This window comes from Sphingomonas kyeonggiensis, from assembly GCF_030812785.1.
Lineage (GTDB): Bacteria > Pseudomonadota > Alphaproteobacteria > Sphingomonadales > Sphingomonadaceae > Sphingomonas > Sphingomonas kyeonggiensis_B.
The window spans coordinates 201,193-214,683 of record NZ_JAUSTJ010000003.1 but is presented as its reverse complement, the minus strand read 5'-3'; the positions used below and the strand labels follow the sequence as shown (position 1 = coordinate 214,683).

Annotated in this window: 11 protein-coding genes; 6 read left to right on the top strand and 5 right to left on the bottom strand. The window is 66.5% G+C overall.

All coding sequences use genetic code 11. The features are described 5' to 3' along the window. Positions 1-134: 134 nt before the first annotated feature. From J2W22_RS18820 to J2W22_RS18805, 4 genes are all read right to left on the bottom strand, one after another. Positions 135-644, bottom strand: coding sequence for a hypothetical protein (locus J2W22_RS18820; protein ID WP_307119815.1), 510 nt, complete (start codon positions 642-644; stop codon positions 135-137). Beyond that, on the bottom strand, positions 641-3,304 hold the full coding sequence (gene ppdK, locus J2W22_RS18815; RefSeq protein WP_307119814.1) for a pyruvate, phosphate dikinase: 2,664 nt from the start codon (positions 3,302-3,304) through the stop codon (positions 641-643). The genes J2W22_RS18820 and ppdK overlap by 4 nt, the downstream gene beginning before the upstream one ends. 322 nt (positions 3,305-3,626) lie before the next feature. Further along, positions 3,627-5,846, bottom strand: a complete 2,220-nt coding sequence (gene glyS / locus J2W22_RS18810) for a glycine--tRNA ligase subunit beta (RefSeq protein WP_307119813.1) — start codon at positions 5,844-5,846, stop codon at positions 3,627-3,629. A gap of 214 nt (positions 5,847-6,060) precedes the next feature. Then, positions 6,061-6,954 carry a glycine--tRNA ligase subunit alpha gene (locus J2W22_RS18805; protein ID WP_373423001.1) on the bottom strand — a complete coding sequence of 298 codons (894 nt, stop codon included), beginning with the start codon at positions 6,952-6,954 and terminating at the stop codon, positions 6,061-6,063. 108 nt (positions 6,955-7,062) lie between these two features. Between J2W22_RS18805 and J2W22_RS18800 the strand changes: the two genes are divergently transcribed. From J2W22_RS18800 to J2W22_RS18775, 6 genes are all read left to right on the top strand, one after another. After that, positions 7,063-7,947, top strand: coding sequence for a TraB/GumN family protein (locus J2W22_RS18800; protein WP_307119812.1), 885 nt, complete (start codon positions 7,063-7,065; stop codon positions 7,945-7,947). A 141-nt stretch (positions 7,948-8,088) separates the two neighbouring features. Next, the gene (locus J2W22_RS18795; protein WP_307119811.1) at positions 8,089-8,424 is read left to right on the top strand and encodes an ArsR/SmtB family transcription factor; all 336 of its coding nucleotides are present in this window, start codon (positions 8,089-8,091) and stop codon (positions 8,422-8,424) included. Continuing rightward, positions 8,421-8,903 carry an SRPBCC family protein gene (locus J2W22_RS18790; protein ID WP_307119810.1) on the top strand — a complete coding sequence of 161 codons (483 nt, stop codon included), beginning with the start codon at positions 8,421-8,423 and terminating at the stop codon, positions 8,901-8,903. The genes J2W22_RS18795 and J2W22_RS18790 overlap by 4 nt, the downstream gene beginning before the upstream one ends. A gap of 263 nt (positions 8,904-9,166) precedes the next feature. Then, the gene (locus J2W22_RS18785; protein ID WP_307119809.1) at positions 9,167-9,784 is read left to right on the top strand and encodes a 50S ribosomal protein L25/general stress protein Ctc; all 618 of its coding nucleotides are present in this window, start codon (positions 9,167-9,169) and stop codon (positions 9,782-9,784) included. Between the two features lie 82 nt (positions 9,785-9,866). Beyond that, positions 9,867-10,436 carry an aminoacyl-tRNA hydrolase gene (gene pth / locus J2W22_RS18780; RefSeq protein WP_307119808.1) on the top strand — a complete coding sequence of 190 codons (570 nt, stop codon included), beginning with the start codon at positions 9,867-9,869 and terminating at the stop codon, positions 10,434-10,436. Between the two features lie 215 nt (positions 10,437-10,651). Beyond that, complete coding sequence (locus J2W22_RS18775; protein ID WP_307119807.1) at positions 10,652-12,130, top strand: calcium-binding protein; 1,479 nt, start codon at positions 10,652-10,654, stop codon at positions 12,128-12,130. An 81-nt stretch (positions 12,131-12,211) separates the two neighbouring features. Here J2W22_RS18775 and J2W22_RS18770 read toward each other — a convergent pair whose 3' ends face one another. Beyond that, a complete protein-coding gene (locus J2W22_RS18770) occupies positions 12,212-13,207 on the bottom strand; it encodes a hypothetical protein (RefSeq protein ID WP_307119806.1) in 996 nt (331 codons plus the stop codon). Positions 13,208-13,491 lie beyond the last annotated feature (284 nt).

The following is a 13,491-nucleotide window of genomic DNA, read 5'->3' as shown; positions in this document are numbered from 1 at the left end:
GTCGAAGGCGGCCTCAAGCCGTCATCCCGACAAATCACCGTCATCCCGGCGAAAGCCGGGATCTCAGGCGAAGGCGCTGGGAAAGAGCCGCACGAGATCCCGGCTTTCGCCGGGATGACGGACTGTGGGAATGGCTAGGGTTGACGCACCGGCAGGCAGAGCATGACGGGCGTGTAGTTCTCGACCACCTCGGAGAGCGGACGGCCCTGCCCGTCGAGCACCACCGCACGCTGGCGCACGACATAGGGTGCGACACTGGCATCCTCGCGCTGGGTGGCGATGCCGAGGGTGCGGCGGCTGGGAGCGAGCGGGCGGATCGCGGCGCCGAAGGGGGTGTCGCCCGCGAGCGCCGCGTTCATCTCGGGCGTGAGGCGTGCGGGGACATACCAGTTCTCGGCGACCGACAGCGACACCGGGCCGCATCTCAGCACGACGCTGCGATAGACCACCGGCTCGGCCGGACCCACAGCGAGATGCGCGCGCTGCTCGGGCGTGGCCGGCTTTTGCGCGCGGTTCACTTCCGCACGGATCGGCGTGGTGCAGCGGCGCTGGAGCACCGCGGTCGCGCTGCGTGCCGCCACCAGCTCCTGGCGGAGGGTCTCCGCCGGATCCGCCTGGACCAGCAGCAGCGCGAGCGGGATCACGCCCGGCGCAGTGCCGCCTGCGCCGCCGCCAGCCGCGCGATCGGCACGCGATAGGGCGAGGCCGAGACGTAATCGAGCCGGGTCTCTTCGCAGAAGTCGATGCTGGCCGGGTCGCCGCCATGCTCGCCGCAGATGCCCAGCTTGATGTCGGGCCGAGTCGCGCGGCCGCGCTCGGCGGCGATCGCGATCAGCTCGCCCACGCCCTCGACATCGAGGCTGACGAACGGATCCTTGGCGTAGATCCCCTTCTCCACATAGGTGGTGAGGAACTTGGCCGCGTCGTCGCGCGAGACGCCGAGCGTGGTCTGGGTGAGGTCGTTGGTGCCGAAGGAGAAGAAGGCGCCCGCCTCGGCGATCTCGCCCGCACGCAGCGCCGCGCGCGGCAGCTCGATCATCGTGCCGACCAGATATTCGATCGTGCGGTCCTGCTCGTCGAACACGTCGCGGGCGGCGCGATCGACCACCGCCTTCATCAGCTCCAGCTCGCGCTTGGTGGCGACCAGCGGGATCATGATCTCGGGGATTGGCGCCTCGCCGCTATTCTCGGCGACGATGCACGCCGCCTCGAAGATGGCGCGGGCCTGCATCTCGTAGATCTCGGGGTAGGTCACGCCCAGACGGCAGCCACGGTGCCCGAGCATCGGGTTGAACTCGTGCAGCTCGGCGGCGCGGCGCTTGAGCGTCTCGACGTCGAGGCCGGCCGCCGCCGCCACTTCGGCGAACTCGCTCTCCTCGTGCGGCAGGAATTCGTGGAGCGGCGGATCGAGCAGGCGGATCGTGCAGGGCAGCCCCGCCATCACCTCGAAGATCTCGACGAAGTCGCTGCGCTGCTCGGGGAGCAGCTTCTCGAGCGCGACGCGGCGGCCCTTCTCATCGGCCGCGAGGATCATCTCGCGCACCGCAGTGACGCGCGAGGGCTCGAAGAACATGTGCTCGGTGCGGCAGAGGCCGATGCCCTCGGCGCCGAAATCGCGCGCGGTGCGGCAATCGAGCGGCGTCTCGGCATTGGTGCGCACCTTGAGCCGGCGCTTGGCGTCGGCCCAGACCATCAGCGTGCCGAAATCGCCGGCCAGCTCGGGCTGCACCGTCGGCACGGCACCGAGCATCACTTCGCCGGTGGCGCCGTCGATCGTGACGAGGTCACCCTCGCGAACTTCGCGCTGGCCAACGCGGAACAGCTTCTCGCGGGCGTTGATCGCCAGCGTGCCGGCGCCCGAGACGCAGGGCCGGCCCATGCCGCGCGCGACCACCGCCGCGTGGCTGGTCATGCCGCCGCGCGCCGTGAGGATGCCCTTGGCCGCGTGCATGCCGTGGATGTCCTCGGGGCTGGTCTCGACGCGGATCAGGATGACCGCCTCGCCATTGCCCGCACGCTTCTCGGCGGTGTCGCTGTCGAACACCGCGATACCTGATGCAGCGCCCGGCGAGGCGGGCAGGCCCTTGGTCAGCACGTCGCGCGGGGCGTTGGGATCGAGCGTCGGGTGGAGCAGCTGGTCGAGCGCCTGCGGATCGACGCGCAGGATCGCCTCCTCCTGCGTAATCAGCCCTTCGCTCGCCATGTCGACCGCGATCTTGAGCGCGGCCTTGGCGGTGCGCTTGCCCGAGCGGGTCTGCAGCATCCAGAGCTTGCCGCGTTCGACGGTGAACTCGATGTCCTGCATGTCGCGGTAATGCTTCTCAAGCGTCTCGAAGACGGCGGCGAGCTGCGCATAGACCTCGGGCATCGCCTCTTCCATCGAGGCGGGCTTGGCGCCGGCCTTCTCGCGGGCGGCCAGGGTGAGGTATTGCGGGGTGCGGATGCCGGCGACGACGTCCTCGCCCTGGGCGTTGATCAGGAACTCGCCATAATATGCGTTCTCGCCCGTCGAGGGATCGCGGGTGAAGGCCACGCCGGTGGCAGAGGTGTCGCCCATGTTGCCGAACACCATTGCCTGGACGTTGACCGCGGTGCCCCAGTCGCCGGGGATGTCGTTGAGCCGGCGATAGACCTTGGCGCGCTCGGACTGCCACGAGCCGAACACCGCGCCGATCGCGCCCCAGAGCTGGTCGTGCACGTCCTGCGGGAAGGGCTTGTTCCAGAGCTCCTCGACGATCGCCTTGTATTCGGCGACCAGCGCCTGCCAGTCCCTGGCGGTCAGCTCGGTGTCGAGATTATAGCCGCGATCCTCCTTGGCGATCTCCAGCGCTTCCTCGAAGCGACCGTGATCGAGCTCGAGGACGACATCGGAATACATCTGGATGAAGCGGCGATAGCTGTCCCAAGCGAAGCGCTCGTCGCCGCTGATCGCGGCGAGGCCGACGACCGTCGTGTCGTTGAGGCCGAGGTTGAGCACCGTGTCCATCATGCCCGGCATCGAGGCGCGCGCCCCCGAGCGGACCGAGACGAGAAGTGGATCGGACGCGTCGCCGAATTTCTTGCCGGTGATGCCCTCGATATGGGCGATGCCGTTGGCGACTTCGGTCTTCACGCTGTCGGGGAAGATGCCGCCCTGCTCGTAATAGACCGCGCACATCGGCGTGCTGATCGTGAAACCGGGAGGCACCGGCAGGCCGATCGAGGCCATGCCATCGAGATTGGCGCCCTTGCCCCCGAGCAGGTTCTTGTCACCCTTGCCCCCGTCCGACACATTCCCGCCGAAGCGGTACACATATTGCGTCATCCACGTCCCTTCTCACGACTTGGGACAGGCGCCTACCGCAGGTGCGAACAAGGGGAAACCCGCTGACTACGTTGTCAGAAGGCAAGATTTGCTTGGCCGTGATCAAATCACGGCGAGACACCGGTTACGTAAGATAAATCATTGTAGAGGCCCAGGCAAATATGCCGGCAATCCACCGGCGTGCCCGGCTTTTCCCCGGCGAAGGCCGGGGCCCAGACTAAGCGTGCGCGACGAAGACGCGCTATCGCGCGTGATTTCAAGGACTGGGCCCCGGCCTTCGCCGGGGAAAGCGGAGAGCGCTACGGAGGCGCGCCCCGGTCGATCAGCCTTCGATCTTCGAGAAGTCGGCGACGTTGTTCACGGCGTCGCGGATGCGGGCGAGCAGGCCCAGGCGCATCTCGCGCTTGAACTCGTCCGGATCGACCACGGTGACATCGTCGAAGAACGTGTCGATCGGCGCGCGGAGCGAGGCGAGCGCGGCCATCGCCGCTTCGTAGTCCTCGGCCTCGACCGCCGCCTCCGCCTTGGGCTCGGCGGCATCGAGCGCCTCGCGCAGTGCGGCCTCGGCCGGCTCGGCCTCGTAGATCTCGTTGTCCGCGACCTCGCCCGGCGCCCAGCTCTCCTTCTTGAGGATATTGGCGGCGCGCTTGTAGCCGGCGAGCAGGTTCCTGCCGTCCTCCGAGGTGACGAAGGACTGGAGCGCCTTCACCCGGGCGAGCAAGCGGACGAGATCGTCCTCGCCGCCCAGCGCGAACACCGCATCGATCAGGTCGTGACGGACGCCGGCTTCCTTCTGCTGGACCTTGAGGCGGTCGGCGAAGAAGTCACGGACGGCGCCGCGGAGTTCCTCGAACGAGGCCAGATATCCGCCCTGCTTCGCATTCACGCCCGCGAGGAGCGCATCTAGCCGTGCCCCATGCCCCGTGAGCGGGGGCGAGCTCCCGCGCAGTGCCTCGGCCGCCGCATGGACGTCGCGCTCGCCCGAGGCGAGCTGGAGGACCAGGCTCTCCGCGCAATTGCCCGCCAGCGCGCTAACGCTGAAGCGCAGGTTGTTCGCAATGATCATGCGGATCACGCCCAGCGCCGCGCGACGGAGCGCGAAGGGATCGCGTGACCCGCTGGGCGGCATGCCGGCGAGGAAGAAGGATGCGATGCTGTCGAGCTTGTCCGCGATGCTCACCGCGACCGCAACGGGCCCCTCCGGCAGGGCATCGCTCTGCCCCGCCGGCTTGTACTGGTCGCGAATGGCAAGCGCGACATTCGCGGAGGCACCCTGGGCGCCGGCATAATAGCTGCCCATCAGGCCCTGGAGCTCGGGGAACTCGCCGACCATGCCGGTGACGAGATCCGCCTTGGACAGGGCTGCGGCCTGCGCAGCCTCGGCGCTCAAGGCGTCGTCCTCGGGCGCGATCACATGCCCCATCAGCGAATGCGCGGCCATGCCGACGCGGGCGACCTTGTCGGCGACCGTGCCCAGCTTCTCGTGGAAGACGATCTTCTCGAGCTTGGGGGTGAGGTCCTCGAGCCGGGTCTTGAGATCGGTCTCGTAGAAGAAGCGCGCGTCGGAAAGGCGCGCCGCGAGGACCTTCTGGTTGCCCTCGACGATCTTTTCCCCGCCGTCGGCGGCGTCGATATTCGCCACGCAGACGAAGGCGTTGGCGAGCTTGCCGGCGCTGTCGCGGCAGACGAAATATTTCTGGTTCACGCGGGCGGTGAGCTGGATCACTTCGGGCGGCACGTCGAGGAACGCCTCGTCGAAGCGGCCGAGCAGCGGCATCGGCCATTCGGTGAGACCGGCATTCTCGAACAGCAGGCCCTCGTCCTCGATCAGCGTCAGCCCGGCCTTCTGCGCGGCCAGCTTGGCACCGACCGCGATGATCGCGCGGCGCTCGGCGCCGTCGACGATCACGTGGCAGGCGCGCAGCTTCTCGATGTAATCGGCGGCCGAGCCGATCGTGATCCCGCCCGGATGGTGGAAGCGGTGGCCGACGGTGACCGAAGCGCTCTTCACGCCCGCGACTTCGACCGGCACCAGCTTGTCGCCGAGCAGCGCGATGATGCCCTGGAGCGGGCGCACCCAGCGCAGGCTCTCGGTCGTCTCCGAGGCGGCGCCCCAGCGCATCGACTTGGGCCAGGGGAAGGCGGTGATGACATGGCTGATCGCGCTGGCGAGCACCGATCCGGCGACGATGCCGGGGCGGTCGATCACGGCGAACAGCACCTTGTTGCCCTTGCCGTCGTCACGCTCGACGAGCTGCTCGCGGGTGAGGCCGGTCGAGCGCAGGAAGCCCTCGATCGCCTGGGCCGGCGCATCGGCGCGCGGGCCCTTGCGCTCCTCGCTCGCCGCCGCGGTCATCTCGGCGACGCCGCGGACGATCAGCGCGAGACGGCGCGGGGTGGCGTAGCTCTCGATGCTTTCGAAGGGCAGGTTGAGCGCATTGAGGCGCGCCTCGAACAGCGCGGCCAGATCGGCGCGCGCCTTTTCCTGCATGCGGGCGGGAATTTCTTCAGAGCGGAGCTCGAGGAGGAAATCTTCGGTCATTTGTTTTCATCACGCGAAGGCGCGAAGGCGCGAAGGAAGGAAGAATTTTGCGCGCAGAGGCGCAGAGGACGCAGAGAGCGCCCAGGCTGGGCCGTCTCGCGCCAGCGAGGCGTCAGGCTTTGTGCGCGGGCGATTTGCAGCCGCTTCGCGGGCATTTCCCTCTGCGCCTCTGCGCGAAACAAAATCTTCGCGCCTTCGCGGCTTCGCGTGAACATCATATCGTCCACTCCGGATACTTGGCCTGCCAGCTGGGCGTCATGTGCTGGATCCAGGCTTCGCAGCTGCCCTTGGCCAGATCGCGCACGCGGCCGATATAGGCCTGGCGCTCGGCGACGGAGATCACGCCGCGGGCCTGGAGCAAGTTGAACAGGTGGCTGGCCTCGATCGCCTGCTCATAGGCGGCGATGGGTACATTGTTGTTCAGGCAGTTCTCGCATTCGGCCACGGCCTTGCGGAAGCCCTCGAACAAAGTCTCGGTGTCGGCGACTTCGAAATTGTACTTGGACATCTGCTTCTCGTTCTCGAGAAACACGTCGCCATAGGTCACGCCCTGGTCGTTGAAGGCCAGATCGTAGACGCTGTCCTTGTTCTGAATGTACATCGCCAGCCGCTCGAGCCCGTAGGTTAGCTCGCCGGCGACGGGCTTGCAGTCAAAGCCGCCCATCTGCTGGAAATAGGTGAACTGGGTGACTTCCATGCCGTCGCACCAGACTTCCCAGCCCAGGCCCCAGGCGCCGAGCGTCGGCGATTCCCAATCGTCCTCGACGAAGCGGATGTCGTGCCTGGTGAAGTCGATGCCGATCGCGGCGAGCGAGCCCAGGTACAGGTTCTGCAGGTCGGGCGGGCTCGGCTTCAGGATCACCTGATACTGGTAGTAATGCTGGAGCCGGTTCGGGTTCTCGCCATAGCGGCCGTCGGTCGGGCGGCGGCAGGGCTGGACGAAGGCGGCGTTCCACGGCTCGGGGCCGAGGGCGCGCAAGGTCGTCGCCGGGTGGAAGGTGCCCGCACCCATGCGCATGTCATAGGGCTGGAGGATCACGCAGCCCTTCTCCGCCCAATAGTCATGGAGCGTGAGGATCATGCGCTGGAAGCTGAGGGGCTCTGCCATAGTGCCCCGCGCTTTGGCGTCTCCTCTCCAACCGGTCAATGCCGCACCGCCGCGACTCTGGATCGATCGGCGGTTCGCGGCTACCCAGCGGGGATGATCGCACGCCCGATGATCCGCCGCCTGATGCCCGCCCTCGCCGCGCTGACCCTCTGGGGCTGCGGGCAGAAGCCTGCCGCGCCGGCCGAGAAGGCCGACCCGGCCCTGTGGGTGGTCAAGGACGCCGACACCACCATCTACCTGTTCGGTACCGTCCATGTGCTCAAGCCCGGGCTCAGCTGGTTCGACGACGGGATCAGGAAGGCCTTCGATGCCTCCGACACTTTGGTGCTCGAGCTGGTGCTGCCGCCCGATGCCGAGATGCAGCAGATCGTCGCCGAGCTGGGCACCGCCGCCGCTGGCCCGCCGCTGACCGAGCAGCTGCCTGCCGCAGAGGCAGCGAAGATGCGCGCGGCCTTGCCCGAATATGGCATGGCGCCCGATTCGCTCGACCGGGCCGAGCCCTGGCTGGCCGCCACCTTGCTGTCGGTGATGCCGCTCAAGCAGCTGGGATATGACGACAAGCAGGGCGCAGAGCTGACCCTGACCAACGCCGCCAAGGCCGCGGGCAAGAAGATCGAGGGGCTGGAGACCGCGCGGCAGCAACTCGGCTATTTCGACGCCCTGCCCCTGCCCGCCCAGCGCAAGCTGCTGATCGAGACGATCGACGACCTGCCCCAGGCCGGCAGCAAGATCGACCAGGCCGTCACTGCCTGGCGCAAGGGCGATGCCGAGGGGCTGGCGAGGCTGGTCAATGCCGACATGGCCTCCGCCCCCGAGGTGAGCCAGGCGCTGCTGGTCAACCGCAACCGCAACTGGGCCGGCTGGATTTCCAAGCGAATGCAACAGCCTGGCACGGTGTTCCTGGCCGTCGGCGCCGGGCACCTGGCGGGCAGCGAGAGCGTGCAGGCCGAGCTGGCCAAGCGTGGGCTGAAGGTCGAGCGGGTTCGGTACTGAGGCCAACCCACGACCGTCATCCCGACGAAAGCCGGGATGACGAGCAGAAGCAGCGGACACCTAAGGTAGCTAAGGTGGCGCCGGATTGACATTGCCCCGGGCTTAATATAACTCTTCGGTTAAATAACCTATGAGTTATATATGGACGCCCTGAGCAACACCTTCGCCGCCCTTGCCGACCCCACTCGCCGCGCGATCCTGGCGCGGCTGGCGCTGGGCGAAACCACAGTGGGCGAGCTCGCCCAGCCCTTTGCGATGAGCGGGCCGGCGGTGACCAAGCACCTCAAGGTGCTCGAGCATGCCGGGCTGATCTCGCGCAGCAGGGTCGCGCAGCAGCGCCCCGCCAAGCTGGAGCCGGCGGCGCTCAAGGCCGCGAGCGACTGGATCGCCGAATATCGCCGCTTCTGGGACGCCAAGTTCGACGACCTCGACGCCTATCTCGATGAACTGCAGAAGAAGAATGGAGAGAGCAAATGACCACGACGGAACTCGGTGCCGGCTATGAAGTGACCATCGACCGCACCTTTGCCGCGCCGCGCGACCTGGTGTTCGACTGCATGACCAAGGCCGAGCATCTCGCCCGCTGGTGGGGTCCGCACCATTTCGACGTGCCCTTCGCCGAGAGCGAGGCGCGGCCGGGCGGCAGGATCCGCCTCGATATGCGCGGGCCCGAGCCGTACGGGATCAACGAAGTGCATGGCGAGTATGAAGTGGTCGATCGTCCGGACACTCTGGTCATGGTTCTTCGCGCCTTCGGTGCGCCGGACGGCAGCTGGGGCATCGAGCACCGCACCCGGATGGAATTCACCGACGCCCCCGGCGGCGGCACGCAGATGCACATGACAACGGTGGTGCTGCAGGCGAGTGATGAGCTGCTGCCCGCGCTTTCGGGCATGCGCGAAGGCTGGAGCCAGAGCTTCGAGAAGCTGGATGACTTTCTCGAGGAAATCGTCTGAATCCATCGTCACCCCCGCGAAAGCGGGGGCCCATCTCCTGCACGTGCAAACAAATACGGCCGGAGTGTCCGGGGATGGTCCGGGAGATGGGTCCCCGCTTTCGCGGGGATGACGAATGTTGGCGTTTGCCGACACATGTTTGCATTCGCCTGCACACAACCTTGCTTTTCCCGCCTTCCCCCGTTATGCGCGCGCCTTCCGTGCCAGGGTCATCCCTGGAGGCCTGGCCGGATCGAACTAACTTTAGCTGATTGGAACGACACATGAGCGATACGCTTACGCTGTCGGCCGAGACGCGCGAGCAGGTTGGCAAGGGAGCCTCCCGCGAGCTTCGTCGTAATGGCCGCGTCCCCGCCGTGATCTACGGCAACAAGCAGGATCCGAAGAGCATCCACGTCGAGGAGCGCGAGCTCTATCGTCTGCTGATGACCGGGCACTTCTTCAATTCGATCATCATGATCAATGGTGAGCGCACCCTGCCCAAGGACGTGGCTTTCGACCCCGTCACCGATCGTCCGGTGCACGCCGACTTCCTGCGCATCAGCGAGCACGCGACCGTGCACGTGAACGTGCCGATCGTCTTCGCTGACGAAGAGCTCGCTCCGGGCCTGAAGCGCGGTGGCGTGCTGAACGTCGTCCGTCACGAGCTCGACCTGGTCGTCGACGCCGCCGAGATCCCCAGCGAGATCACCATCTCGCTCAAGGGCCTCGAAGTCGGCGATTCGCTGCACATCTCGGCAGTGACCCTGCCGAAGGGCGCGACCTCGGCGATCACCGACCGCGACTTCACCATCGCGACCGTGGTTGCTCCGTCGGCGCTCAAGTCGAGCGAAGGCGACACGACCCAGACCGAAGCCGAAGGCGAGGAAGCCGGCGAGTAATCGCCCCCTCGAACTTACCGGTTCAAAAAATCGCCTCCGCGCCCTAGGTGCGGAGGCGATTTTCGTTTGAGCAGGATTTGAGATGCAGCTGTGGGTCGGCCTGGGCAATCCGGGCCCGCAATATGCGATGCACCGGCACAATGTGGGCTTCATGGCGGTGGACGCCATTGCCGAGACCTATGGCTTCACGCCCGAGAAGAAGCAGTTCCAGGGCTGGACCCGCGAGGGCCGGATCGGGACGCAGAAGGTGATCCTGCTCAAGCCAGGCACCTTCATGAACGAGAGCGGCCGTTCGGTGCGCGCGGCGATGGACTTCTACAAGCTGACGCCGGAAGACGTGACCCTGTTCCATGACGAGCTCGATCTGGTGCCGATGAAGGTCAAGGTGAAGCGCGGCGGCGGCACCGCGGGGCACAACGGCCTGCGCTCGACCGACAAGCATCTGGGACCGGATTTCCGCCGGGTGCGGATCGGCATCGGCCATCCCGGGCACAAGGACCGGGTGCACGGCTATGTGCTGGGCAATTACGCCAAGAACGAGCTCGACCCGCTGGCCGACATGCTCGGCGCGATCGCCGCCGAGGCGCCGTGGCTGGCGGCGGGCGACGATGCGCGGTTCATGAGCGACGTGGCGCTGCGTCTGCAGGATTGAGGGGCTGCGGCGGGCTGGCGCGATCTGCCGCGAAAGGGCAGCAATGCACGACAAGCCGACCGGCCGCGAACCCCTTTCCAACATGGATCAGTGATAGCCAATAGTTTCCGCAAAGGTAACGACGCCATTGTCATCATCGATTCATCTTTTGAATCGATCTATTTCATCGCGAAGCATGCGCGATGTTCTCGCGCTGCGGCATAAGGGGAATGACAATGCCCACTTATACTGGCACCAGCGGCACCGATTACATCACCGGATCGAGCAGCGGCGACACGATCTACGGTCTGGGCGGCAATGATACGCTAGATGGCGGCGCCGGCGCAGACCTCATTCGCGGCGGGGACGGCAACGACACGATCGTCAGCGGCCCGCTCTTCGAGAACAGCTACGACCGGCTCTATGGCGAGAATGGCGACGACACGATCACCGCCGGCGCCGGCGACCTGGTCGACGGCGGATCGGGCACCGATCGGCTCAACGGCAATTACCAGAACGCCACCTCGGCGCTGACGATAGACTTCAGCGCGATCTGGACCGGAGGCTCGATCACCGTCGCCGGCGCCGCGATCACCAATATGGAGAGGCTCGGCACCATCTATGGCTCGGCCTATAACGATACATTCACCACCGGCAGCCTGGCCGGGAGCAGCACCTCGCTCTACGGCTGGTCGGGCAGCGATGTGCTGATCGGCGGCGCCGGCCGCGACTGGCTCGAGGGCTTTTCCTACACCGGCAATGGCGACAGCGAAGCCGATCTCCTCTACGGCCTGGATGGCGACGATCTGCTCGGCGGCGGCGTGAACGACACGCTCGACGGCGGCAGCGGAATCGATTCGGTACGCCTCGTCTTCACCGCCGCCACCTCGGGCGTCACGGCCGATTTCACCGCGGTGCTTGGCGGCAGCTCCGCGACGATCGGCGGGATCACGCTCACCAGCATCGAGCACATCCAGACCGTGCTCGGCTCCGACTATGACGATGTGTTCGACGTCAGCGCAGATCCCTATGGCGGCCTTCCCTGGGGCAGCACCGCGATCGAGGGCAATGGCGGCAACGACATCTTGATCGGCAGCGCCACCGGCAATGTCCTGAACGGCGGCACCGGCGACGACTTCATGTCCGGTGGTGCAGGCGGCGATACCTATTCGGTCGACAGCCTGGGTGACGTCATCGTCGAAGCTGCCGGCGGCGGCGTCGATGCGGTCAATTCGAGCATCAGCTACACGCTCGGCAGTGAGCTCGAGCAGCTTAGCCTGACCGGCACCGCGGCGCTCGACGGGACGGGCAATGCGCTCGACAACAGCCTCTCGGGCAATTCGGGCGCGAACATCCTGATCGGCGGCGCCGGGCGCGACCAGCTGACCGGCGGTGGCGGTGGCGATACGTTCGGCTTCGCTTCGGGCGATTTCGCCGGGCTCACGGCCACCACCGCCGACCTGATCTACGACTTCAGCCAGGCGGAAGGCGACCGGATCGACCTGAGCGCGATCGACGCGGTCGCCGGGGGCGCCGACGATGCCTTCGCCTTCCTCGGGACGGGCGCCTTCACCGGCGTCGCGGGAGAACTGCGCTACGAATATTCGGGCGCGCGGACGATGATCTATGGCGATCTCGACGGCAACGGCGTCGCCGATTTCGCTATCGCGCTGAGCGGCAATATCGCGCTGGTCTCGGGCGACTTCCACCTTTGAGGCCAGAGGTGCGGGCCGCTTTGCATCGGCCCGCGCCGCCGGTGAGCGGGTGGAGCCCCAGGCCCCACCCGCCGCATACCATCACTGCTGCGGCAGCACCGGTGCCGTGAAGGCGCCGTCGACCGAATTGCCGTCGAGGGCGTTGTTGCCATAGCTGCGGATGACCGCGCCGGTACCGGACTGGAGGCCGGCATTGTTGCCGGTGATCGTCGAGTTGCGGACGCGCACGGTGGCCGTGGCGCCGCCGGCGAGGATGCCGCGGTTGCTGTTGTCGAAGATCCCCGTGCTGTCGATCATCACCGCCGCAGTGGTGGTGCCGGCGGGCGTGTTCACCAGCACGCCGATGGGATTGGAGGAGATCACGCTGTTCTTGACCAGCACGATGCTTCCCCCGGTCGCGGTGTTGCCGACGGTATCGACCTGCAGGCCGCTGCCGCCATTGTTGAAGATCCTGACGTCGTTCAGCACGACGCGCCCCGTGCCCAGGGCACCGGTGGGATTGACGAAGATCCCGCCGCCCGAGGTGCCGTTGCCGTTGCCGGTGATCGTCACATTGGTCAGGAACAGCTTGGCCGGGCGGCTCGGCTGGAACGAGACGCCATATCCGTTGCCGTTGTTCTGGACGATGACGTTGTCGACGATCAGCGAGGCGCCCGAGATGAAGCGGATGCCGTTCAGCCCCTGCGTCGTGCCCGCGCCATCGACCGACAGGCCGCGCAGGATGACCTTGATGGTGCCCGGCGTGCCGGTGGCGCTGTCGTTGACGATGAAGCCGTTGGTCGCGGAATTCAGCGTGCTGCCGAACGTGCCGGTGCAATCGATGGTGATCGACTTGGTGATCGTCACCGTGCCGAAGCCGCCCGGATCGATGCAGTTGATCTCGCCGCCCGCCGCGGTCTTCGAGATGGCGCCGGCGAAGGTCTTGCACGGCGCGGTGCGGCTGCACGGGTTGACGTCGTCGCCGACACCCGAGACCCAGGTGCGCGTCGCCTGCGCCTGCGCCTGACCTGCAAATAGAAAACCGCTCCCCAGAAGAGCGACGCCCGTCAACGCGGCGCGCATCACAATATTTGCCATAGCTGAACCCCTTTTAACCAAAGAGGGAGCGTCATATCACCATAACAGATCAATCGACAGCCACATCATTCAAGGTTCTTCACTCGGATGGCGCGGCGCACGGGTGAATAGCGGCGTCGTGATTTCCTAGATTTTTCATCGATATTGAGGGCAGAACTTCCGACATCGAACGCCCGCGGCCGGTATCAGGCGGCCAGAAGCGGCTGCACCGGCACGGCACAGGACGCCCTTTTCCGCAAAGAAAAGGGGCCCCGGCGAACCGGAGCCCCTTCGCTGTTTCCTCG

What these genes read in the sequence shown, in the direction of transcription:
- J2W22_RS18800 (WP_307119812.1), top strand. Translation starts at nt 7,063, where the DNA reads ATGATCCGCCGCCTGATGCCCGCCCTCGCCGCGCTGACCCTCTGGGGC.
- J2W22_RS18775 (WP_307119807.1), top strand. Translation starts at nt 10,652, where the DNA reads ATGCCCACTTATACTGGCACCAGCGGCACCGATTACATCACCGGATCG.
- J2W22_RS18790 (WP_307119810.1), top strand. Translation starts at nt 8,421, where the DNA reads ATGACCACGACGGAACTCGGTGCCGGCTATGAAGTGACCATCGACCGC.
- glyS (WP_307119813.1), bottom strand. Translation starts at nt 5,846, where the DNA reads ATGACCGAAGATTTCCTCCTCGAGCTCCGCTCTGAAGAAATTCCCGCC.
- J2W22_RS18770 (WP_307119806.1), bottom strand. Translation starts at nt 13,207, where the DNA reads ATGGCAAATATTGTGATGCGCGCCGCGTTGACGGGCGTCGCTCTTCTG.
- J2W22_RS18785 (WP_307119809.1), top strand. Translation starts at nt 9,167, where the DNA reads ATGAGCGATACGCTTACGCTGTCGGCCGAGACGCGCGAGCAGGTTGGC.
- J2W22_RS18795 (WP_307119811.1), top strand. Translation starts at nt 8,089, where the DNA reads ATGGACGCCCTGAGCAACACCTTCGCCGCCCTTGCCGACCCCACTCGC.
- ppdK (WP_307119814.1), bottom strand. Translation starts at nt 3,304, where the DNA reads ATGACGCAATATGTGTACCGCTTCGGCGGGAATGTGTCGGACGGGGGC.
- J2W22_RS18805 (WP_373423001.1), bottom strand. Translation starts at nt 6,954, where the DNA reads ATGGCAGAGCCCCTCAGCTTCCAGCGCATGATCCTCACGCTCCATGAC.
- pth (WP_307119808.1), top strand. Translation starts at nt 9,867, where the DNA reads ATGCAGCTGTGGGTCGGCCTGGGCAATCCGGGCCCGCAATATGCGATG.